Annotated in this window: 22 protein-coding genes, 4 pseudogenes and 1 CRISPR repeat array; of the genes and pseudogenes, 6 read left to right on the plus strand and 20 right to left on the minus strand. The window is 54.9% G+C overall.

All coding sequences use genetic code 11. The features are described 5' to 3' along the window. Nucleotides 1–205 precede the first annotated feature (205 nt). Nucleotides 206–505, minus strand: a complete 300-nt coding sequence (locus tag K6I40_RS28225) for a hypothetical protein (RefSeq protein WP_255681691.1) — start codon at nt 503–505, stop codon at nt 206–208. On the opposite strand from K6I40_RS28225, the pseudogene K6I40_RS28230 reads away from it, so the two are divergent. After that, nucleotides 437–904 (plus strand): annotated as a pseudogene (locus tag K6I40_RS28230) (site-specific integrase); the annotation flags it as partial. The gene K6I40_RS28225 and the pseudogene K6I40_RS28230 overlap by 69 nt on opposite strands. A 24-nt stretch (nt 905–928) precedes the next feature. Then, entirely contained in the window at nt 929–1063 is a 135-nt protein-coding gene (locus K6I40_RS28235; RefSeq protein ID WP_255681692.1) for a hypothetical protein, read from the plus strand. 334 nt (nt 1064–1397) lie between these two features. Here K6I40_RS28235 and K6I40_RS07245 read toward each other — a convergent pair whose 3' ends face one another. Next, a complete protein-coding gene (locus tag K6I40_RS07245; RefSeq protein WP_222914016.1) occupies nt 1398–2297 on the minus strand; it encodes a DNA-binding protein in 900 nt (299 codons plus the stop codon). Between the two features lie 912 nt (nt 2298–3209). On the opposite strand from K6I40_RS07245, the gene K6I40_RS07250 reads away from it, so the two are divergent. Continuing rightward, nucleotides 3210–3365, plus strand: a complete 156-nt coding sequence (locus tag K6I40_RS07250; RefSeq protein ID WP_222914019.1) for a rubrerythrin-like domain-containing protein — start codon at nt 3210–3212, stop codon at nt 3363–3365. A 273-nt stretch (nt 3366–3638) separates the two neighbouring features. Here the strand turns inward: K6I40_RS07250 and K6I40_RS07255 are convergent, their stop codons facing one another. The 7 genes and pseudogenes from K6I40_RS07255 to K6I40_RS07285 all read right to left on the minus strand — a co-directional run bounded on the left by K6I40_RS07255 (nt 3639) and on the right by K6I40_RS07285 (nt 9166). Next, nucleotides 3639–3911, minus strand: a complete 273-nt coding sequence (locus tag K6I40_RS07255) for a helix-turn-helix transcriptional regulator (RefSeq protein ID WP_222914021.1) — start codon at nt 3909–3911, stop codon at nt 3639–3641. Between the two features lie 355 nt (nt 3912–4266). Then, nucleotides 4267–4560, minus strand: coding sequence for a PadR family transcriptional regulator (locus tag K6I40_RS07260; protein ID WP_222914023.1), 294 nt, complete (start codon nt 4558–4560; stop codon nt 4267–4269). A gap of 1725 nt (nt 4561–6285) precedes the next feature. Further along, nucleotides 6286–6726: a response regulator gene (locus K6I40_RS07265; RefSeq protein ID WP_222914026.1), complete on the minus strand. Its 441-nt coding sequence runs from the start codon at nt 6724–6726 to the stop codon at nt 6286–6288. A gap of 263 nt (nt 6727–6989) precedes the next feature. After that, a pseudogene (locus K6I40_RS07270) lies at nt 6990–7613 on the minus strand (DNA-binding protein); the annotation flags it as partial. A 578-nt stretch (nt 7614–8191) separates the two neighbouring features. Continuing rightward, nucleotides 8192–8398: pseudogene (locus K6I40_RS07275) on the minus strand (hypothetical protein); the annotation flags it as partial. Between the two features lie 71 nt (nt 8399–8469). Further along, nucleotides 8470–8873: pseudogene (locus K6I40_RS07280) on the minus strand (transcriptional regulator). 23 nt (nt 8874–8896) lie between these two features. Beyond that, nucleotides 8897–9166: a DUF6516 family protein gene (locus tag K6I40_RS07285; RefSeq protein WP_222914984.1), complete on the minus strand. Its 270-nt coding sequence runs from the start codon at nt 9164–9166 to the stop codon at nt 8897–8899. 262 nt (nt 9167–9428) lie between these two features. Between K6I40_RS07285 and K6I40_RS07290 the strand changes: the two genes are divergently transcribed. Further along, nucleotides 9429–11225 (plus strand): multicopper oxidase, encoded by a 1797-nt coding sequence (locus K6I40_RS07290; RefSeq protein ID WP_222914028.1) that lies wholly within the window; start codon nt 9429–9431, stop codon nt 11223–11225. A 316-nt stretch (nt 11226–11541) separates the two neighbouring features. On the opposite strand, the gene K6I40_RS07295 is transcribed toward K6I40_RS07290, so the two are convergent. Further along, nucleotides 11542–12105, minus strand: a complete 564-nt coding sequence (locus K6I40_RS07295) for an SWIM zinc finger family protein (protein ID WP_222914030.1) — start codon at nt 12103–12105, stop codon at nt 11542–11544. Nucleotides 12106–12335: 230 nt separating this feature from the next. Between K6I40_RS07295 and K6I40_RS07300 the strand changes: the two genes are divergently transcribed. Together K6I40_RS07300 and K6I40_RS07305 are read left to right on the plus strand one after the other, a co-directional pair. Continuing rightward, on the plus strand, nt 12336–12599 hold the full coding sequence (locus tag K6I40_RS07300; RefSeq protein WP_222914032.1) for a hypothetical protein: 264 nt from the start codon (nt 12336–12338) through the stop codon (nt 12597–12599). A gap of 681 nt (nt 12600–13280) precedes the next feature. Then, nucleotides 13281–13475, plus strand: coding sequence for a hypothetical protein (locus tag K6I40_RS07305; RefSeq protein WP_222914034.1), 195 nt, complete (start codon nt 13281–13283; stop codon nt 13473–13475). A 125-nt stretch (nt 13476–13600) separates the two neighbouring features. On the opposite strand, the gene K6I40_RS07310 is transcribed toward K6I40_RS07305, so the two are convergent. From K6I40_RS07310 to K6I40_RS07355, 10 genes are all read right to left on the minus strand, one after another. Further along, on the minus strand, nt 13601–14422 hold the full coding sequence (locus K6I40_RS07310) for an ArsR family transcriptional regulator (RefSeq protein ID WP_222914036.1): 822 nt from the start codon (nt 14420–14422) through the stop codon (nt 13601–13603). 203 nt (nt 14423–14625) lie between these two features. Next, nucleotides 14626–14841, minus strand: coding sequence for a hypothetical protein (locus K6I40_RS07315; protein WP_222914049.1), 216 nt, complete (start codon nt 14839–14841; stop codon nt 14626–14628). Next, nucleotides 14834–15772: an ArdC-like ssDNA-binding domain-containing protein gene (locus K6I40_RS07320; protein WP_222914051.1), complete on the minus strand. Its 939-nt coding sequence runs from the start codon at nt 15770–15772 to the stop codon at nt 14834–14836. Before K6I40_RS07320 ends, K6I40_RS07315 begins: the two co-directional genes overlap by 8 nt. A 123-nt stretch (nt 15773–15895) precedes the next feature. Then, entirely contained in the window at nt 15896–16819 is a 924-nt protein-coding gene (locus tag K6I40_RS07325) for a transcription initiation factor IIB family protein (RefSeq protein WP_222914053.1), read from the minus strand. Nucleotides 16820–17292: 473 nt separating this feature from the next. Continuing rightward, nucleotides 17293–18567: direct repeats of the CRISPR family, unit length 30 nt; unit sequence GTTTCAGCAGTACCTTTGTAGGGTTGAAGC. Nucleotides 18568–19156: 589 nt separating this feature from the next. Continuing rightward, nucleotides 19157–20056, minus strand: coding sequence for a DNA-binding protein (locus K6I40_RS07330; RefSeq protein ID WP_222914055.1), 900 nt, complete (start codon nt 20054–20056; stop codon nt 19157–19159). Nucleotides 20057–20899: 843 nt separating this feature from the next. Beyond that, nucleotides 20900–21136, minus strand: a complete 237-nt coding sequence (locus K6I40_RS07335) for a type II toxin-antitoxin system HicA family toxin (RefSeq protein ID WP_222914057.1) — start codon at nt 21134–21136, stop codon at nt 20900–20902. Between the two features lie 15 nt (nt 21137–21151). Continuing rightward, the gene (locus K6I40_RS07340) at nt 21152–21421 is read right to left on the minus strand and encodes a type II toxin-antitoxin system HicB family antitoxin (protein ID WP_175416523.1); all 270 of its coding nucleotides are present in this window, start codon (nt 21419–21421) and stop codon (nt 21152–21154) included. Then, nucleotides 21418–21738, minus strand: coding sequence for a hypothetical protein (locus tag K6I40_RS07345; protein ID WP_222914059.1), 321 nt, complete (start codon nt 21736–21738; stop codon nt 21418–21420). The genes K6I40_RS07340 and K6I40_RS07345 overlap by 4 nt, the downstream gene beginning before the upstream one ends. Nucleotides 21739–21799: 61 nt before the next feature. Continuing rightward, complete coding sequence (locus K6I40_RS07350) at nt 21800–22093, minus strand: PadR family transcriptional regulator (protein WP_222914061.1); 294 nt, start codon at nt 22091–22093, stop codon at nt 21800–21802. Between the two features lie 210 nt (nt 22094–22303). Continuing rightward, a complete protein-coding gene (locus K6I40_RS07355) occupies nt 22304–22543 on the minus strand; it encodes a hypothetical protein (protein WP_222914063.1) in 240 nt (79 codons plus the stop codon). Between the last annotated feature and the right edge of the window lie 216 nt (nt 22544–22759).

Below are 22759 nucleotides of genomic sequence, written 5' to 3' on the forward strand. Positions count from 1 at the left end.
AATAATCTTATCTTCGAAACTAGGTTTTCAGTCTAATTGCTAGTCGGTTGATAGTAGCTGATCGAACCTATAGAGATCGCAACCGATATATTCATTTCCAATTATGTCAGGATAAAACCTGTGCGGTTAGGTCCGACGTCTCTCACTTATAAACCGATTTCCTCCCACGGCTCAAACCCGGCGTTTATCGTGAATAAAGCCGAATCTAGCGCAGGCCAGTGGTATAAAGAGTATCCACCGCTTCCGCGTCTGGGCGAGCCAGGATATCGAGACGGTCACACTCCGTGGCTATCTCCAAACATTCCGCGTCTTCCTCGAGTTTTGCGCGGCGATCGACGCCGTCGAACCGGGGATGCGCGAGCGCGTCCAGATCCCGGAGGTCGAACCGGAAGACGAAGCGCGGAACGAACATCTCGAAGACGGTCGAGCAGAGCCAATCCTCGAACACCTCCAGCGGTTCGCGTACGCCAGCCGAGAGCACGTCGTTACTGCTCTCCTTTGGCATACTGGGATCCGCCTCGGTACACTACGGTCGTTCGATGTTGGCGACTTCGACCAGGACGCCCAATGCCTCGATGTTCGTCATCGTCCGGAAACGGAAACGCCGCTCAAGAACAAGAAAGCGGCCGAGCGGTCGATCGCTGTCGGCTCCCATTACTGCGACGTGATCGAGGACTACATCGAGCACAACCGGGAGGATGTTACTGACGACCACGGCCGCCATCCGTTGATCACCAGCTCACGAGGTCGGCTTAGCGAAGGTTCGATCCGCGAGACGATCTATCGAGTGACGCAGCCGTGCGAGATCGGTGACTGTCCGCACGATAAGGATCCAAAGACATGCGAGTACCGCCAACACAGCCAACGGGCTGGCTGTCCATCGTCGCGGTCCCCGCATGGGATTCGACGCGGAGCGATCACCCACCATTTGCGGACCGGGTCTCCACAAGAGGTCGTCTCCGATCGAGCAAACGTCTCCGGCGACATCCTCGACCAGCACTACGACGAACGGACCGAACGCGAGAAGATGGAAATTCGTCGCGAGTTCCTCGAGGGGGTGTAACCAATGATGGACTCCACTCCACGACAATACGGTACGCGTTTTACCCGAGCCTCGGCAGGCATCCGTATCGATCAAGCCCCGGCGAGTCCACTACCATTTCTCTTCCATTTCCCGTGTTCTATACCGCAAGGTACGGAATTATCTCCTAGGATAGTATTTGGCTGCCCCCTCTGAGGTTGTGGCTGCGCGCGCAGCGACGTTCTCGTGAGCGGAGCGAACGAGAGCGGGGAAGACGAACGCAGTGAGTCTACCAAAGCGAGCACGGAGCGGAGGGTGGGGAGGAGGCGGTCTGGGTTGGACTGGCAGGAAGCAAAAAGAAGACCGCAGTACCCAACTACGCTTCCCACCAGCGATCGCGATTGGGGAAATGAATCGTGCTCCAGCCGGTTACGGCCAGTGAGACACGTCCCTCGTACCAGTTCCGGGCCGCCTTGTGAATGCGCACTTGCTCACCTTCTTTGATCCATAGTGCCTCCGACTTCTCCCAGATCGTTACACGCGTCTGGCCACTCTCGTCCGCGATGAGACCGACCTGAGCGATGCTCGGATGCGAGGGATCCCACAGCGTTTCGACATGCCCGTCGATGCTCACTTCGTTCCGATCGACCTCCTCGAGTTTCCCGATGGGAATTACCTGCCCAGGTGCGGTCTGCAACTCCTCGAACACGTTGACGACCGCACTCGGCAGGTCTTTCCCACCGACGACAGCTTCACCCAGCCGCTGGCCGATCACCGCTCGAGACCAGCCATCCAACTGGTCAGCCAGCCGCATTGATTGTTTGTTCACTGCCGCCAACTGCTCTCGAGTGAGTTCTGCACGGGGATCCACCCGATCTGGGTCCGCCATTGGATCCACACTCGCAGCCCGCTTCTGGAACGTCATACGCCGCTCTACGCTCCGTCTCGCGGTAATCTCTCGCGTCCGCTTCTCACGACCCTCCTGCGTTCCCAGCTCGGCCTGGGAACTGATCCGCTCGAGTTCTGCTTCTCGTGCCCTGATGCGCTCTTCCTGCTCGAGGGTGACACCGTGAATCCGCTCGGTGCTCGTATTTGCGATCCCGTCTGGGTGGTTCGCATCCACCTTCGCCTGTATCTCCTGTTTGACCGTCGCCTCGAATACCGGCGTCTCGTCGACGACTGGGACGCTATCTTCATCGACCGTCTGCTCGCCTGCCTGTTCGAATGCCTGCTCATCCACCGTAACGACCTTGCTACTCGAGTTGTTACTTGACATTGGTCTCACAAAGACCGAAGGCGCTCAGCGCCCGACACCGCGATGCTGGTACATCGCGGTTTTCTGACGACTACGACCGACAGACCCATCTACGCGCTCTCGCTCGCGCCTTCGCGAGCGCCCTTCTGGGCGCGAGCGAGAGCGCGCCTAAGTGGGGTGACCCAACCAGCACCGCGCGCCGTCCGCCCGGAGCGAGCGGCCAGCACACAAGCCGGTTTCGTGTCCATCGAGCGAGCGACGTCTGGAGCGAGGGAGACGCAACCGAAAGCGCGCTTGGTGCTGGCGTCGAGGGCACATCCATTTTAGCCCGGTAGCCCGCCCGCTACTGCAGGCAGGCAGCCCGGAATGGTCGGTCGCGAGCGAAGCGAGGCGTGACCGAAGGGAACGCCTCGAAGCGAACGGCGAAGCCGTGAGCGACGTGGAGGGCGGAATGCGGCGAGCGGGGCGGGCCGTAACGAACCACCCATCCAACCGAACCCGACGCTCGGGGAACTAGCCGATGTCCTGGTGGACTCAGAAAGGGCGAGGCCGTCTCGGTCACCGGGAGAGCAAAGCTCTCCCGAGCACACGGCGCTTCGAGCCGTGAACGTCTTCCGACCCCGTAGCACCGCAAGGACGAGGAGCGCAGCGGGGCTCTCGTGAGCGTAGTGAACGAGAGCAAGCGAGACGTAGTCTCGCGTGATCACGGGATGCCGAGCAGCCAAGGGCTCACAGGAGGTGATTCCTAAGTGACCTGGTCTAGTAACTCGCAATGGGATTCCTATCAGTAGATGATAGTACGGTTCCTTTATTCAGAACTTTCCGTGAAAATCGAGGTAAGTATAAATGCATATCTAGCACGAGACTCTTTTTTCCTGTATCTCTGACATGACTTGCAGTTTCTATTTATATCTGGGATTCAAAGATGAGAGTATGCCGCATGATCAAGACGTGGAAGACGATACCACAGAAATGACATCAGAATACGAGTGCCTTCAATGTGGGAAGATAGTTACGGCCGAGACGAACCCCGGTGAGTGTGAAGAGTGTGGCGGCGACTTCCAGAACCGAGCGAAATCGGTTGAATAGCATTCTACCAGCGGCCCATGAGTTATCGAACAGTTGACTCAGGAGAATTGTCCTCCAGAACTCTCCACCTATAGATCGTTCCACCGATACATACAATACCTGTAGTTGCTGAACTGGGTGTTTCAGTTCCTCACCTGGTTCTGAATAAAGAAACCGTACTACCAATTACTACTATTATATCGGCTCTACAATAGCTCCATTGAAATGTGTGTCTTGGTGGGGAACAGGGATTCCCTAACTCGAGACCGCAGGAGATCACAACAGCACCAGTCACTAGCCGAGGTACTGTGACTCCCACTCCTGTCGTTCTTTGAGCGTTTGCTCGCCATCCTCCGTAATCGCGTAATAGTTGGTTCTTCTGTCGAGTTGTCCCTTTTCCACGAGGTCCTTGTCGACAACAGTATCGAGATTTGGGTACAGCCGTCCATGATTAATCTCGTTACTGTAGTACTGCTCGATTTCTTCTTTAACATCTTGACCAGATGGGTGATCGGCACCAGCGATTACGTACAAGAGGTCTCGTTGAAACCCTGTGAGGTCGTCCATATTACAGGCATTCAATTGATATGATGTTTGTTATCCACCGTGAACAGCTCCGTACGCTGATGCAACTGGAAGTCTCTTTGTGATGCTATGTGACTTAACCAACAGAGCAATGGATATGTGGTGAACGTTGGGTAAAACACTCTACTCATAGATCTCACTCTCGAAGTCAAAGTTCAAAACGATCAAGCAAATCCGAGTGACTGCTCTGGTGACTTGGAGAGTATGATCCTCTCTATAGACTAGACGTGAGTATCACTGAGAGCGACGTACTGATATCTCGTCGATCCGAGCATCGGATCGGCTTCACGACTGGCACATATGACACTGAGTATCGATCAACCTGCTACCAGTCCCGTTACTTCGAGTCCGAAAGCAACTCGCCAACGTACTGCTCCTTCCACTCACGACGAGCTTCAAGTTCGCGGCGGCCACGAGCGGTGATCGTGTAGTAATTCGTTCGGCGGTCGAGTTCGCCTTTCTCCACGAGGCCCTTGTCGACGATTTCATCCAGGTTCGGGTAGAGCCGCCCGTGATGGATCTCTTTCTCGTAATAGTCCTCGAGTTCCTCTTTGATTGCGAGTCCGTGTGGCTCGTCCTGTCCGGCGATCGTATACAGCAGGTCACGCTGGAAGCCAGTCAGATCGTACATATCGGAATGTTTGCGTATTGACGGATAAGCATTCCGAGAAGAGATGGAAGAAATGATATAGCGCATGGAAGACACGTTTGGTCATGCATACCCCCTGTCAGGATTCTCAAGAGAAGGAACAGTACATACTGACATAGTCGTCAGAAAGGACATCACTAACGTTCTCAACGAGAACATAGTAACTACGCTCGATAATCTGCGTTGTGAGCCACATACTGCCGTTTCAACTGTGTAATTCTCGTGAACCACGCCACGAACGAGCAACCCAACTGAACTGGTAAGCTCATACGCAGAAGTGAGTTGTCGAACTGTACCATCATCAGTTACAGCGTCTCTCCAGTTATATGGGCAGTCACGAATACTTCTGCTTCACCTAGGTTGAGTCAGTCACGTATCTTAGATACACTTGCGCAGTCACGGTCTTGTCGATCATGATCTGACTAGCCTTGATGGCTTTGAGCGCATTCGTGAGGTACTCGTAGCCCTGTTGGAGGTCCGTTTTAGCGGCAGGAACGGTCGACAGACCATCAAGTATCGACGTAAGCCACGTCAACAGAGTCAGTGCTTGCGAAGGTACTCAACGCTGTTGAGTTGAGAAAGACCGGCCGCGAAAACGACTCGCTCATTCGATGCCGAGTGCTGTATCGACTTCGTCTTCGAGATTCTCTATATTCCCTGGACCGAGGCAAACCTCGTCACCTGCCTCGGTGGAGGACTTCTTCCCTCTCTCAGCGAGTGACACCGGTTCGCTCTGTAGCCTTTCCAAGCGAGATTTTACTGAGAACGTAGGGTCCGATAGTGGTAGCGAGTGCTTCAGTTTCACTGCCCGAATCCTGTAGTCAGGTCACGAGTTACTTGACCTCCTCCACGCCCTTCAGGGCGTGGAATCCGACCATCTGATTTCCGCCAGGTGTGGCGTTCGAGGTTCCAGCCCGCACTCAAGGGGAACCGGCAGCATACCGGGGGAACTCTCGTTTCCTCCCCTGTATAGGGCTGTGGCCCGGTCAAACAGGCCCCGTCGAATACCATGTCATCGCCGTGCGAACCACCGCTGGTTCGCCATCCTTTGTGGTTCAGGAACGGCATCTCACGGTATTCGTCGCACTCTATGCTACGACACACCACACTAAACCAGTTTTGATGGAAATCCGTTCCGGCCATCTACGACAGTTGGTCGGATAGGCCTACCGCTCGACCCGCGCCTGAAGACGCGGGTATGCGCTATCGTTCTGTATCAATTCCGTGCGCACATCCTGCCGAGATATCGCCTGCTCATGCCAGCCGAGCCGTTCGTCGTAATGGTACTTCGTGAATGTCTGACCGGTCGTATCGGCTGCAATGTACTGCGTTTGTTTGATACCCCAGACGTTCGAAGAGTGATACTCGGCGCCGACGTCTGCATGTGTGAGCTCAACAAGGACACACTCAACGAATGGGACAAGTGACTCCCGACTCCGATCGTTCGGGACTCGCAACTGGAGGTCAGACCAAGGTGGGAAAGAGGTCTGTCAATGAGTTGGTGTTCGATCAATACCACGGTCTCGTGGGTGCTGTCGCTCAGAATTCAGACGCTCTATCAGGACAGTTCGACTGCCCGCACCTTTGTAAGGGGTGATAAATATGACATCACGGTTGCGACGTTATTAGGAGATGTAGCACGATTTCTTCCTTCCAAGATACTCGCGGTAAGCATAGGTGAAGAAGTTACTAAAGAACCCGTATCCGTTAGTCCTCTCGCATAACTGCTAACCGGAACTTCCCAAACGATCGAATTACCTCAACAAATTCACCGGGGTCAACCGGTTTTTCGAGAACTGCATCTTCGTCTGCATCATGATCGAGGTCGCGGGATTTAGTCAGATCTTCATCCATCCCAGTCAGGATGATCACTGGGACGTGATCCAATTCAGGGTGGTGTTTGATTTCGTGTAGAACGTCTTCACCGTCCACTTTCGGCAGTTTCAGGTCGAGCAGTATGATGTCTGGTCGGGAAGCGTCCTCGTACTCTCCGCGTCGGTTGATGAAATCGAGGGCGGCTTGACCATCAGTAACGGTGTTGAGTGTGTTCGCAATATTGCCGTCTGAGAAGGCTTCTTCGATGAGACGAATATCGCCCGGGTTATCTTCTACCAGCAATATTACTGCCTCTGATGATCCACTTTCCATTATCTAATGTTGTAGGTTAACAAGTATAAGGAGTTCGGAGAGGTGCTTTGGAGGTGGAATTTCAGAATTGACTGTTGCTGCAACCTTCGTTCAGTACGCTCACGTACTTACCGAACCGAAAACTTCAGCTTTATTACTTAGTCTGAATGAAGAAAATATTCTTACTAGCTACTGTTACTCGGAGCTATCTCCAAATAACCGCCCCCACAAAGAGGTTGTCCCTGAGCCGGTATCTGACTCAGACGTCATCCTAGCTTGCTCTTCTCGAGTTTCCCAATGGGAATCACCTGCCCGGGCGCTGTCTGCAACTCCTCGAACACGTTGACGACCGCACTCGGCAGGTCTTTCCCACCGACGACAGCTTCACCCAGCCGCTGGCCGATCACCGCTCGAGACCAGCCATCCAACTGGTCAGCCAGCCGCATTGATTGTTTGTTCACTGCCGCCAACTGCTCTCGAGTGAGTTCTGCACGGGGATCCACCCGATCTGGGTCCGCCATTGGATCCACACTCGCAGCCCGCTTCTGGAACGTCACACACCGCTCTACGCTCAGTCTCGCGGCAATCTCTCGCGTCCGCTTTTCACGTCCCTCTTGTGTTCCCAGCTCGGCCTGGGAACTAATCCGCTCGAGTTCTTCCTCGCGTGCCTTGATACGCTCTTCCTGCTCGAGGGTGACACCGTGAATTCGCTCAGTGTTCGTCTCTGCAATTCCGTCTGGATGGTTCGCATCCACCTTCGCCTGTATCTCCTGTTTGACTGTCGCCTCGAATACCGGCGTCTCGTCGACGACTGGGGCGCTATCTTCATCGACCATCTGCTTGCCTGCCTGTTCGAACGCCTGTTCATCCACCGTAACGACCTTGCTACTCGAGTTGTTACTTGACATTGGATCTCACTGATCCGAAGGCGCTCACGCGCCTGCCACCGCGATGCTGGTACATCGCGGTTTTCCGATCACAACGACCGACAGAACCATCTGCGCGCTCTCGCTCGCGCCTTCGCGAGCGCCCTACCGGGCGCGAGCGAGAGCGCGCCTAAGTGGGGTGACCCAACCAGCACCGCGCGCCGTCCGCCCGGAGCGAGCGGCCAGCACACAAGCCGGTTTCGTGTCCATCGAGCGAGCGACGTCTGGAGCGAGGGAGACGCAACCGAAAGCGCGCTTGGTGCTGGCGTCGAGGGCACATCCATTTTAGCCCGGAACGGCGCTCGCGGTGCGGAGAGCGCCCGCATGCCCGGAATGGTCTGTCGCGAAACGGCGAACGGAGTGAGCCGTATGCGACGCGGAGGGCGGCATGCGGCGAGCGGGGCAGGCCGATACCCAAGAACGAGCAACCAATGTTACAGCATCCCGATCAATCCACGTGGGTGATCCGTTCGCGAGTCAGCAGTTCGTTCGAGAATACGCTTACAGACCACGTCGACGGGCGCGTGCTCGGGATTGCCAGTTCCGCTCCTGCACGTTGGCGCGTAGATGATCATCATCGCTTCGGTCTCGCGAACATCAATCTCGGTCGCGGCCATCCGCTGGGTTGTCTTCCCCGCGAAATGGAGCCCCGAACTCCGTAACACAGCAATGAGTTTTCCAGCTCCGTATCAGTCCAAGAAGTAGTTGACGTCGTCATCAACCCCATAGAGTGCAAGCGCATGCAGGTCTGTTGGTGTGATCACGATCATCGTCGACCACATGTAGCGAGAACAGAGAGTGAGGAGATCGGTTTTCGGATATCCAAGAACAAGATCTTTCAGGGTGCCGCTGAACCGACACTCCCGTTCGATCCTGCAAACGGGATGTCGATTTCAAGACCATCGTAGGCCAGTTTCGGTTTCTTTGCCTGACCAGATCTGCTCTTTTAAACTCAATGACGCCGATGTCTTCGAGCTCGGAAAGGTTCCGATGAACCTGCTTGTAATCTCGCTCCACCAGGTCAGCGGCTTCGCGGATGCTCTCGGGCTGGTGTTTGGAGATTGTTTCCAACAGTTCTAGGTTCTTCGGGCTAAGCAGGCGACTAAGTTCTGCATACGATCCGAAGTTCAACACCGGCTGGGAATCGTCAAGATCTTCACCCTCCTGGGCGGCCTTGATTCGGCTACGCGTGCGCTGGTTGAGGCGATCACGTTCACCGACGGTGACTTTGAGCGTGCGCATGGTGTCTACCTCCTGGAGACGTCCTACTCCGACCAGTTCCATGAGACAGGCGACATCTCCTCGGTTTCGTGTTTGAAGCGATCGTAGAGCGTCAACATCCCGGGGAATTCGATGATTTCAACACCGTTTCGGGTGTGGCGCTCGTGGCCTTTCGTCCGTTCATGGGCGTTGTCGTATCGAAGGATTGTGTCGCCGCCGACTTCCACGTGGTGTAGGCTGTAGTCCCATCCGAATGGGTACTTCTTATCCTCCGTCTGTCGAATAATCACATCGATGATGTATCCGTCTTCGATCGTTACTCTGTTTCTTTATTCTGAAAAGCTTACGAAACTCGTGACAAGTACAGGTGAAATACACATCGCCTAGGACAGTAGTTGCACCTGCCGTTGTGGATTTAGAACTCGCCTATTTCTTATACCAATAATTCTCCGGCCAACTTCCGCATCTTGTGAGATACAGTATGTGGTAGTAGTGACAAGCATGTTCTCTCGATTCCCATCCGGCAGGAACGGCCCTCTCCACTATCTATGAGAGGTTTATACACTAACATGTATTATGAACGAGCGTAGCGAGGTGCTTGGAACAGGTGTCTCACGCCGTAAACTTCTCTTGGCAACCAGTGCGACAAGTATCTCGGCTATCGCAGGCTGTTCAGCACCGAGCTCAAAGAAGGAACCAATACCAACTACTGTATCAGAGCATTCGTCGCCAGACCTTGAAAAATGGGTCGACGAAGTTCCATGCCCAGGAGTTATAGAGCCAACTGGGACGAAAAACGGACAACCTTATTACGAAATTGGGATGCGTGAGGTTGAACAGAAACTCCACAACGACCTTCCCTTGACGACAGTCTGGGGATACGACGGCCAGTATCCGGGGCCGACTATCGAAGCCCAACAGGGCGAACCAATCTATGTGCGGTGGCAAAACGAATTACCAGACGATCACCTCTTACCCGAAGATACGACGATCCATAGCGATCTTATACCGTACGATACGCCAGGCGTACGCGTCGTAACGCACCTTCATGGTGGGAACGTCGAATCCGAGAGCGATGGTCATGCTCAGGCGTGGTTCACTCGGGACTTTCAGGAGACGGGACCGAAATTCGAGAAAAATGACTATTACTATGTGAACGATCAGCCTCCAACGACTCTGTGGTACCACGACCACTCTCTCGGCATCACACGATTAAACGTGTATGCCGGTCTGGCGGGCTTCTATCTCCTTCGAAACGAACACGAACAGGAACTCGGGCTACCAGAGGGCGAGTACGAGATCCCACTCGTTCTTCAGGATCGAAGCTTCAATGATGACGGATCGTTGTTCTATCCGACAGCCGTCTCGGATGATCAGATACGTGGAGATGATCCACAACCGGAGCCAAGCATCGTTCCACAGTTCTACGGAGATACGTCAATCGTTAACGGGAAAGCCTGGCCTCGACTGTCTGTCAACCCCAGAAAATATCGGTTGCGGCTTCTCAACGGGGCAAATAGTCGATACTACAATCTTACACTCCTCGAGTACGACGAAACCTCCGGCGAGACCGGTGCCGATGGACCCTCATTCATCCAGATCGGGAACGATGGTGGTCTCCTCTCAGAACCGGTCGAGATCACTGACCGCCTCGAACTTGGATCGAGCCAACGTGCCGACGTCGTCGTTGACTTTTCCGACTACGCTGGCCAAACGCTGCTCCTCCACAACAATGCACCATCCCTGTACCGAGGCACGCTAGAGAGAAGCGAGGAGACGAAGCCACTTCCGGAGGTTATGCTCATCGACGTTGACGACGCAGGAAACGGTCAAGATCCAAGCCAGGTCCCGAACGAACTAACGACAGTTCCGAAACTCCCTGCTGACACGGCTGACAGACACAGAAAACTCTGGCTCTCTACGCAAACCGATGACTATGGACGGATGCTCCACCTACTCGGGACACAGGATCAGATACGAGGGTACAAACTGACTGATTCTGTCACCGAGAATCCAATGCTTGGTGATACCGAGATCTGGAGTATCGCTAATAACACCGGTATGTCGCATCCAATACATATCCACCTTATCCACTTTCAGGTATTGGGCCGACAGTCGCTGGCCGACTACGACGCAACCGCGGAGACCATCGATACGGACACATTCGAGTCACCAAGACCCTTCGAATTGGGCTGGAAAGACGTAGTGACTGTTGATCCTGGTGAGATGGTTCACGTGATTGCACATTTTGGGGAGTACAAAGGGTTGTTCAACGACCAGACTGGCGAATACATGTGGCACTGTCACATGATTGAACACGAGGATCACGACATGATGCGTCCCCTCAGAGTAGGGACGGATTCTGATGACTAACTGGGCTTAAACTGCTGTCATTCAGTTCGCAGACTTACTTACTGAAAGTGATCGTATCGGACTTCACACTTGTCGGAACAGAACCGTCCGGCGTATCCTGCTTGATTACGGGCGAGTCTCGTACAGGTCGGCAGTCGACACTCATTGCGGTCAGTCATCTGGCGATACCTCGATTCAGAAACCGAGTCGTCTCACTGTCTGGCGACGCTGGTACTCCATCAGCTATATTCATGGATTGCTGCGATGGCTCTGTTCGAGCCCCCGCACTCCTTCTGGGGCGACAAACTGCCTTGAGCAACGACTCAATCACTCATCGTCAGCGGCTGAATGTCCCATCTGGGGCAGGAACCAGTCCCGTACGGATCTCGAGATCGAGACGCCGAAGATGCTTGCAGCCATCGTCTAGCTGACGTTGCTCGAAGTCCGGACAGGTACATGTCCCTTTCTCGATGTCGACTTCGTAGGTATTTCCACTCTCACTCACAACCTCGTAGAGAGCGCCCGCTGTGGCAAAGCGGACGTCCATGTCCTCACTCAATGCACGGCGAGTTCGTGGGTCGTCGATCGAGTAACTACCTGCCTCGAGTGGGGTCGATGGTGCCGGTGTTTCACACTGGTCTCTGAACTCGTCGCGACGATTGCGTTCTTGGCCACAGTTCCGACAGCGCCAGTAGCGTGTGCGGTACTCGTAGCCATCGGTGAGATCGATATCGTATGGTGTTGGTTCCCTGCCTGGGAGCCACTCGTCGATCGCGATGAGTTCATGCCCGTTTAGTCGAGCAACGTCTCCGGAATACCTCTGCTCTCGGTCAGTGGTGTCGCCGCGATCGTGATGGTGCTCCTGCTGCTGCTCGTGATGGATTGGTCGATCTGTACTCATGGGTACTCTCGAGGCACACGTCGTCGCGCCTCACCCGTCAGGCGCGAAAAAACAATTCAGATTTTAGGTCAGGTAATCGGTGGTGGAGAGACAAATCTGAATGGGAATCTCAGTCCCAGTTTGCTCGAATGAGCACTCCGAGACCGTCTGGTACCTCCCAGAGTCTGGCCTATACCCGCTGAGGGTATTCTTAAGCGAGTCGATAGCAAAGAGTGGAGTACGAAGTCGAGATGAACGATCTCTCTGATCCACGGCCACCGCTACCGGAGTGGATATTGGACACGTACGATGTCCTTTGTACTCACAGCCTCAACTCGGCTGAGCAGGAAGACGCCCAGTCGATCCCTCGAGAGCAAGCGCTCGAAGTTCTCCACAGTACCGATGAACTGGCCCTCGAACCCGAGGACGCGACCCATGCACTCACCCGATTGATTGAGCGAGGCTACTTTTACAAGGTTGACGGCGAACTTCGGGTGACGACGCCAGAAGACTAACTCGTGGATGCGGTTCGAAGCGCAATACTGGATTTGGAACGTAATCGACTATCAGTTTCTGTGATCGCTCCTTCACTGATCTCCACTGGATCAATAGAACATGCTCCTCTTCGCGTTGATCACGCCGATCCAAATATGTGGCATCGGTGGTCTCAATCGGCGTCGATGATTGAGTATTCCTCAGAGGTCAGGCGACGCGACTCGACAGCCACACGGCGCCGCGACATGCTCCATCGGACCGCGTGTGTGTACCAGAATTACCGCTTTCCCACAGTGCGGACACGATGGCAGCGACCAGTCTTCCTCCTCTCCTGACTGTCTCTTCTCGCTCATAGCCACCTCGAGCGGCGACTATCTGGATTGACGGTTACTCGAGTACGATACGACTCTCGTGCGGGACGTTTATATCCCGTTAGAAGTAAGCGAAACATGGCTTTCAAATCCCGGGTATGGGATTGGAAGCCACGTCTCGGGTGTGCCAGCACCCGGGGCATTTCAACGCATGCCCCCGCGACGAGGTGGAGCGCGGCTTCCATCTTGATTAATGATACCTAGTCACTTATAGCATTGGGATTGAAACTCGAGAGAAATAGTTTGATACCCATCTTGCTCGGTGACTCTTTGCCGGTATTCTGACCCTCATGCTCTGATTTATATACGATCAGGAGGCTACTGCCGGCGATGTCTGAATACGAATACAGAGATAACCTTCTCATCGCTGTCGCACTAACTGAGTTCAGCGTCCAGTACGAGCAAGCTGATCCCGAACTAGCTGAGCATGCCTGGCAACTGGCTGCCACCCGTCTCGTCGATCACGATATTCGGCCCGCTAGGGCTGTCGACGAACTCGAGATTGGAGCGCCAAGTAGAGAGTGAGACTAATCAGAGAAACCAATCTTAATTGTCAGAGAATAGCTTACAGAATACTATTCTGATGAGAGCTACCGTTCAGTACAGGTGGATTAGGTATCGAATTCGTTCCTCATAGCGGATACTCTCGGTCACGTTTCAAACGGAAGGGTTCCCAGAAAATCGTCACTCTGGTAATCGAGGTGATCCAGTCGAGGGCCGAGCAGTTCACGGACGAGGACCACCAAGGGATTGGTCTTTCCGTCACCGATCATCGCGATCTCCGTTTTCGTCCCATCCGCGTCTTCGTCCCAGAGACCGACGACGACTGTCTCTCGATCGGCGACGATGAGTCGACTCACTTTGGGGTGACTCGACTGTTCATACATCCAGTCCATCTGTGGGTCCCAGATCGTCGCGTCGGGAAGCCGATCCCGAAAGAACTCTCGGGCCTCTCGGCTTTTCGTTCCGGCGTGTAACGCGACTCCTCGATCGATGGCATTCTCCGCATGTGGGAGACACTCCTCGTCGAGTAACTCGTCGGAGGCATAGATCAGAAACAGTTCATCCGTAGCTCTATCGGCCAATTCCCGACAGTAGTCGTACACGGCTTCACGACCCTCAAGTCGTCCCACAGTGTTCTCGTCTGCTTTCCGTCCCGTTCTAAACTGTGAGAGCAGTTCGTCGAGTACGTCGACGTTCATCCATTCGGCGTCGGCCTCCGAGTAGCCCCCCTCGGTGACGACGTTTTCGTCGCGATCATACTCGATCAATCCTACTTCGTCGAGTCGGGGAAGATAGTTGTGATGTAGCGAGATGACCGTCTGGTCGACTTCCCCCTCATCCTCCGAAACGAATCGTTCGGAAAGTTCGGTCACGGAGAGCCCGTGAGGAGTGTTATTAAGAGCGGTTAAAATCGCTCGATTAGTGGTATCCGTAAGTAGCCGAATGAGTCCTTCCTCCTGCAAATCCATTACCGGTAACTATCTCCGAGGAATAATAAATAGAAGGTATCAGTACATACGAATTGTCCCAGAATTGTAATCTATCACCTTCCGTTGAAGGTCAATTCTTCCCAACGTTCAATACGCACACGTACCTACTGGTATATTCTTCCCAATCTGGGATGATCTTTAGGGAGTGAACAAACGAGTCGAGGATACCCTAGCTGGTTCTCCTACTCCGAACCCGCAAGGACCTGCACATTGGACTGCGTCACGCAGAGACGGAACTCACCAACCGAGAATCTGACCTCAAGATCAGCGCCTGCTGAGTCAACGAGTTGCTCGAGCGCTTCGATATCGATCACCCGTTGCAATTGGTACTCGTCATGACCGAGTCCCTGCTCTTCGAGTGCAGTGACAATCTCGAGGAAGAGATTTCGCTCACTCATCCCCCATCACCTCGTCGACGACAGCGATGATCTCTGCCGCTGTCGAACTGATCCATTCGAGTCGGTCGAAGATTGCCTCTGGTTCGTCGCCCTCCCACGCGGCCAGATAGAACGCCGACCCGCTCGTATCCAGCTCGAAGTACCGCCCGACGATATAGCCGACTGCTTCAGCCTCGAGTTCGCGTTTCGAGCGGTCAGTCTCACCGGTGACGTCACCATGTAAGCGTGCGTGGGCGTATTCGTGGACGAGCGTCACAGCGAGAGCTGCGCTGTTCTCACGATTTCGGACCTCGACCAATGATCGTTCTGCAGGAGAGCGATACTGACAGATGCCTTTGGCGTCGCCGTGAGTCCACTCCGTTGGGGAGACGATCTCGACATCTACGTCGAGTGATGAGGCCACCTCGAGAAGCACTGGGAGCAGTCCGTCGGCATCTCCAGTTGCTTCGGTCTCGAGTTCGGGGAGTGGCTCTCCCTCAGTTTGGGAAATATCGAAGACGGGCGCTGGCCGGAAGCCCACGAGCCCTTTTGACCACTCGTCAGGTGCTGTCTCGTCATATTCGCAGTCGCTTTGATCGTGGTACGATGGCGAGTTCTCACACTCGGGGCACTGCTTTGCGATGATCGGTGCCCAGATCCAGATTGCACTCTCGCCTTCTTTCACATGACGGTCGAATTCGGTTTGCCACGTCCGATAACCGGCGACACGAGTCGCGTTCGGACACTGGCGAGTGATTAGTAACGTGTTTCGGTAGGAGTAGTCGTGAAAGCAACTCTGAACATCGAGCCATTCCTGGAACTGCTCACTCGAGACTGCGTCGTCAACTTCCTCGACGAGGTCGTCGACCCAGGCTTCCATCGTACTGTGCATCTCGTCACGTCTGGTGTCCGAATTATCGAAGGACACCTGCGAACAGTCGTTCGGAGTCATTGTTCTCGATGACGGACGCACCATTCCGGAACGCCCCTCACCACTCAGGGGGAGAAAAATACACTCGAGGGAGCGTTCGAGCGGATCCGCTACAAGCACCTCATCTGGTTCTCTGCTACCAGCTTAGGCTTCGATCTCGAGTAACTCATCTCGACGGCTTCGAAGTGTGTTTGGTGATGTTCCTGCAATGTCGGCAATCCGATGCTGAGACAGACAGTACCCGGCTTGCTCAGCAGCGAGATAGAGACACCCCGCTGCGACGCCACTCGGCCGGCAGCCGATCGTGAGCCCAGTATCTCTCGCTCTTTGTGCGAACTCGAGTGCTTGTCGACGAACTTGGGCTGGTACCTCGAGTTCCGTTGCAAGCCTCGGAATGCGATCTGCTGCCGAAGTCGGCTGTGTCGGTAACTCGAGTTCGACGTTCATTGCGTCGTAGGCGGTAGTGAGTCTCTCTTGGTCACAGCGTGCACTGGCTGCGACTTCTGCCCGTGATCGCCCGAGTCCGTTACATCGAGACGTTGCGTAGACGCTAGCTGCGGCCACCGCCTCAAGCGATCGCCCGTGACAGAGTTGTTCGGACTGTGCAGTTCGGAAGAGCGCACACGCCTGATCACGGATACTGTCTGCGAGACCGAGACGAGCCACGATCCGCCGTACTTCACTGAGTCCATAGGCGAGGTTCCGGTCTGCTTTCGATTGCCACTGTGCACGAGACTGTTCGCGACGCAGTCGATTCAGTTGTCGTCGCTTTGTGCTCGAGAGGGTGTTTCCATTTCCGTCCTGCTTGTATCCAATCTCGGTGGAGAGGCCCCGATCGTGGCGTGTCGGTGTCAGTGGTGCGCCGGTCCGTTTCTGGGTTTCTCCGTCGTCATTTCGTCCCCAGTTAGGCCCTCGGTCCAAGTGATTGTTTTCGAGAATAAGTCCACAACCCTCACAGATAGTCTCGCAGTCAGTCGTTCGAACATTGCCACCACAGTCCGGACAGTCAGTTGCAGTCGTCTGGACGTCTTCGTCGAACGCAGTCGTGTAGATGTCTCTCGTTGTCATTGTTGACTCTGAAGGGGCGATCGGAACAGCCCCTTCACCCCTTTTGAGGCGATAAACAGCGCCAGTCGATTCGATGGGACCCTCCGTCAGAGAAGTTAGAGTGGCTTGCTCGAGGAGTCACTAACAGTAGATCCACCATCAGATAACGGTTTGCAATCTGATCCTAACAAAGATGGAGAGAAGTACCCATACTTCATTGGCGAAGTAAGGGTGGTGACGAGCGGGATATACGCCACGAGGTATCGGATGACGTCTCGAAAACAGATGTTCGAGAATTCGCACGACAATATGCATACAAGAACCTAGAGGATGTAGCTGATTTCATGCGCGACGAAGGATTTGGCGTGCTCGATTGACAGAGTAACAGTCACCAACTTCGTCGACCCCGGGGGGTACAACCAGAATTAGAGGTCGACGAAATTCACACTCACAAACCAAGGTTATTAGACGCTGTATTACCCATCTATAGCATGGTTTCAGCAGTACCTTTGTAGGGTTGAAGCGTGTCCGCGCAGGCGTGCGTGACAAACAGTCGCTGTTTCAGCAGTACCTTTGTAGGGTTGAAGCTCGAGCCCGCGCGATCTCAATCGCCAGCTCATGCCGTTTCAGCAGTACCTTTGTAGGGTTGAAGCGGCCTGGTCGAGCAGACCGACGAAGGGGAGTATCGGGTTTCAGCAGTACCTTTGTAGGGTTGAAGCGACCTCCAGCTACGACAGACGGGCACGCAGAACGACGTTTCAGCAGTACCTTTGTAGGGTTGAAGCGCCGTTCCAGGATATCGCGGTCAGTCAACCGGGAGAGTTTCAGCAGTACCTTTGTAGGGTTGAAGCAATCCGGACGAACAGGCGACGTTTGACGTAACTGGCGTTTCAGCAGTACCTTTGTAGGGTTGAAGCGCCGTTCCAGGATATCGCGGTCAGTCAACCGGGAGAGTTTCAGCAGTACCTTTGTAGGGTTGAAGCAATCCGGACGAACAGGCGACGTTTGACGTAACTGGCGTTTCAGCAGTACCTTTGTAGGGTTGAAGCATCAAAGCAGCCCATCACTATCTCACTCAACAGGAGTTTCAGCAGTACCTTTGTAGGGTTGAAGCTTGAAGACGCCGAAGGACTGAACGAAGCTGTAATCGTTTCAGCAGTACCTTTGTAGGGTTGAAGCGCTGCGGAAGAGACCGGGAGTGTGATGGCCCATATGTTTCAGCAGTACCTTTGTAGGGTTGAAGCGCCGGATTGCTGTGGAGACCGCGATGGAAGCCGTTGTTTCAGCAGTACCTTTGTAGGGTTGAAGCACATGTCCAGAGTGTGAATCTGATGATGTTGAGAGAGTTTCAGCAGTACCTTTGTAGGGTTGAAGCCGCCCTGTTGCGGTTGCCATGGTGATTCGACGTTTGGTTTCAGCAGTACCTTTGTAGGGTTGAAGCGACGACTGCGGCGATCCGGTCGCACACTTCTGCGAGTTTCAGCAGTACCTTTGTAGGGTTGAAGCGATGGTGAAGTTGGTGGTAATGTCGATCTTGATAATGGTTTCAGCAGTACCTTTGTAGGGTTGAAGCTCCGCTGGCCCCTCGAGTGCGACGCCAATCGCCGAGTTTCAGCAGTACCTTTGTAGGGTTGAAGCGACGAGGGAGATCGCCTTTCAGGAGTGGCACAGGGAGTTTCAGCAGTACCTTTGTAGGGTTGAAGCGGGACTGAGTCTGCTATCAGGGACGCAACGGAACTGTTTCAGCAGTACCTTTGTAGGGTTGAAGCGATAGCTACAATAGGCGTTTCGGCATTGTCTAGTTCTGGATTGTCTCAGTTGGCGTCTTTTCGTTGAGATCTTGATGCGTTCTCTGGCGGTTCTCGGAGTTCTTCGAGCGACATAGACACTTGCGACAAGAACTCCTCAGGATCACCGCAGGAGGTCGTCTCTAGTCGAGCAAATATCTCGGATGACATCCTCAATAAACACTACGACGAACGGACTGAACGCGAGAAGATGGAGTTCCGCCGCGACTTTACCGAGGGGATATAGTCCAATGATGGACTCCACTCCACGCAGAAACAGTATCCGTTTTACCCTAGCCTCGGCAGGCCACCGTATTGCACAAGCCCCGGCGAGTCTACTACCATTTCCAGGGTTCTACACCGCAAGATACGGAATGATATCCCAGGATAGCAGTTAGCTGACCTCTCTGAGGCTGTGGCTGCGCACGCAGCGACGTTCTCGTGAGCGGAGTGAACAAGAGCTGGGAAGACGAACGCAGTGAGTCTTCCAGAGCGAGCACAGAGCGGAGGGTGGGGAGGAGGTGGTCTGGGTTGGACTGGCACGAAGCAAAAAGAAGACCGCAGTACCCAACTACGCTTCCCACCAGCGACCGCGATTGGGGAAATGGATCGTGCTCCAGCCGGTCACAGCCAGTGAGACACGTCCCTCGTACCAGTTCCGGGCTGCCTTATGAATGCGCACTTGCTCGCCTTCTTCGATCCACGGTGCCGCGGACTTCTCCCAGATCGTCACACGCGTCTGTCCACTTTCGTCTGCGATAAGACCGACCTGCGCGATGCTTGGATGCGAGGGATCCCACAGTGTTTCGACACGCCCGTCGATGCTCACCTCGTTTCGATCGACCTCCTCGAGTTTCCCGATGGGAATCACCTGCCCAGGCGCTGTCTGCAACTCCTCGAACACATTGACGACCGCACTTGTCAGGTCTTTTCCATCGACGACGGCTTCCCCCAGCCGCCGGCCGATCGCCGCTCGAGACCAGCCATCCAACTTCTCGGCCAGCCGCATCGATTGCTTGTTCACTGCCGCTAACTCCTCCTGAGTGAGTTCTGCACGGGGATCCGCCCGATCTGGATCCGCCATCGGATCCACACTTGCAGCCCGCTTCTGAAACGTCGCACGCCGCTCTACGCTCCGTCTCGCGGCAATCTCTCGCGTCCGCTTCTCACGTCCCTCCTGCGTTCCCAGTTCGGCCTGGGAACTAATCCGCTCGAGTTCTGCTTCTCGTGCCTTGATACGCTCTTCCTGCTCGAGGGTGACACCGTGAATTCGCTCGGTGTTCGTCTCTGCAATTCCGTCTGGATGGTTCGCATCCACCTTCGCCTGTATCTCCTGTTTGACTGTCGCCTCGAATACCGGCGTCTCGTCGACGACTGGGACGCTATCTTCATCGACCGTCTGCTCGCCTGCCTGTTCGAATGCCTGCTCATCCACCGTAACGACCTTGCTACTCGAGTTGTTACTTGACATTGGTCTCACCAAAGACCGAAGGCGCTCAGCGCCCGACACCGCGATGCTGGTACATCGCGGTTTTCCGACGATAACGACCGACAGACCCATCTGTGCGCTCTCGCTCGCGCCTTCGCGAGCGCCCTTCTGGGCGCGAGCGAGAGCGCGTCTGAAGCTGACGACTATCCAGCACCGCGCGTCGTCCGCCCGGAGCGAGCGGCCAGCACACAAGCCGGTTTCGCGTCCGTCGAGCGAGCGACGTCTGGAGCGAGGGAGACGCAACCGAAAGCGCGCTTGGTGCTGGCGTCGAGGGCACATCCATTTTAGCCCGGTAGCCCGCCCGCTACTGCAGGCAGGCAGCCCGGAATGGTCGGTCGCGAGCGAAGCGAGGCGTGACCGAAGGGAACGCCTCGAAGCGAACGGCGAAGCCGTGAGCGACGCGGAGGGCGGCAGCGGCGAGCGGGGCGGGCCGTTGAGAAACACCGTCTATCCGGACCGACGCTCGGAGACACAACCGATGATTAGCGGACTCAGAAAGGGAGAGATCTGCTCTCCCGACCTCTCGGCGCAAAACTCAGTGAACACCCCCACCCTCGTAAGCACTGTAGGCACGACGAGCACAGCGGTGGTCGTGGGATGCCGAGCGGTTGAGGCTTTCAGGAGACGTGCTTCACTCGTCTTGCTGCGCGTTCAGCTCCCAAGGAACTTGTCCGCCGTCGTCCCGATACGAATTCTGTTGATGTTGCACATCTCGAGGTCGATATCGATCCGCCGCCAGTCTCCTATCGTCAAGATGGCAACTGGCTCTAACGGGAGATGATCCCTTTAAATCGACTTAGGAAGTACTCACAGGTTCCGATCGAGTCAGTCCAAGAATCGCTGGAAGTCCTTCATCCCTGCCTGTTCACCAATCTCTCTTAGTGTCCCTGTTGCAACTTCGTCATGACGTGGAACGGGAACTGTTCGAGCATCGGAATCGTGATCTGCAGGAGGTTCCCAGCGGAGAATAAAGTGGTCGCCGTTGACGCGATCGACGTAGAATGGGCCGTGATTCACTAACACTTTCATTACGTCGTCGCCAGAATATGTCCGTCGAGCCATTTCAAGAAACGAACTCTACTGAAATTCGTCGGGGAGCGACTCTCCGGAGACGTTGTTCTCGGGATCAATGCCGATCTCTCGGAGTTCTTCCTCGCTGGGCTCTCTTCCCTCTCCCTTATAGCCAGCGACAGCCTCATCGAGGTTCTCGAGCGCTTCGATCCGGGTCGTACCCTGACTGGACACGCCTGTTTCCTCGTCTTTTGCGACCCACCACTCACCTTCGTTGGTGAGCGTGATCGTAGTCCGGACCTCATGGTTACCGTTCCGATCGGTCTCGGTACTCATTGGTCGTGTGTACGGGTGGTGGATGGATAAGCATTCGGTCCTCTAAGGTCTTTGTAGACTGTTGCTGGCAGCTCGATCTCTTTCGATTCGACCTTCTCGTCGATCACCCAATGGCGCCGGTCGCGCGTCGGACCCATGTACTCAACGAGGTCGCTACAGTGGCCATGTTCAACATGATAATCCGGGTAGCGGCCATTGGTATCTTTCCACATCTCAGAACCGAGGCCACCAGCGTAGCCGTCCTGGGATGGCGCGTCGCCGATAGTAGCGGCCACAACCCGTGGCTTGAATCTGCCCGATTCGATCTGGCGCTGCATCCGAGGAAACGGCGTATTCGAACGATAGAGAGGCCCGTTCTCCGATGACCGATCGAACTAGCTACTCGTCGCTCGAGCTGAATCCATCGACGTACTGGTCTTCCCACTCGCGCCGGGCTTCAAGTTCACGCTGGCCGCGGGCAGTGATCGTGTAGTAGTTCGTTCGCTTGTCGAGTTTGCCTTTCTCGACGAGGCCCTTGTCGACAACCTCGTCGAGGTTGGGATACAGCCGGCCGTGATGGATCTCCGTCTCGTAGTAGTTCTCGAGTTCGTCTTTGATCGCAAGACCATGGGGTTCGTCTTGGCCGGCGATCGCATACAAGACATCACGCTGAAAGCCAGTCAAATCGTACATATCGAAATTATTGTGTATAGGGCTATAAGCGTTCTGAGAACTGGTGAAAGAAAATGCGCTTCAGAGACAGCATGTGCGTGAGAAACGAGTCTCAGGATTTTTGCTCCTGAAAGGCCGCCTGGGGACCTCGTTCGTCTCGAACTCGCTATCAGTCTCGTCTTTGCTGTCCGCATGGTCGTAGCGAATAACGTCGTGCCCGATGGCCTCCCGTCAGATGGCCCTTCCAGCGGCGACGATCAGCTTGCAGAGGCCTACATCGAAGCGGTTGCGCCATGTGTATGAGAGAGTCTGTTGAGTCGGTGTATCGTCGAGGTCGAAGCGGAGTTCGAGGTACTGCCACAAGTCGACGCGGTCAGCGAGTTCGCTATCGCTGTAGTCCCCCGCGTACTTGTAGAGGAACAGGCGAACCTTGACCTCCTCCACGCCCTGAAGGGCGTGGAATCCGACCATCTGATTTCCGCCGGGTGTGGCGTTCGAGGTTCCAGCCCGCACTCAAGGGGAACCGGCAGCATACCGGGGGAACTCTCGTTTCCTCCCCTGTATAGGGCTGTGGCCCGGTCAAACAGGCCCCGTCGAATACCATGTCATCGCCGTGCGAACCACCGCTGGTTCGCCATCCTTTGTGGTTCAGGAACGGCATCTCACGGTATTCGTCGCGCTCTATGC

Origin of the sequence: Natrinema sp. SYSU A 869, from assembly GCF_019879105.1 — an archaeon.
Classification (GTDB): Archaea; Halobacteriota; Halobacteria; order Halobacteriales; family Natrialbaceae; genus Natrinema.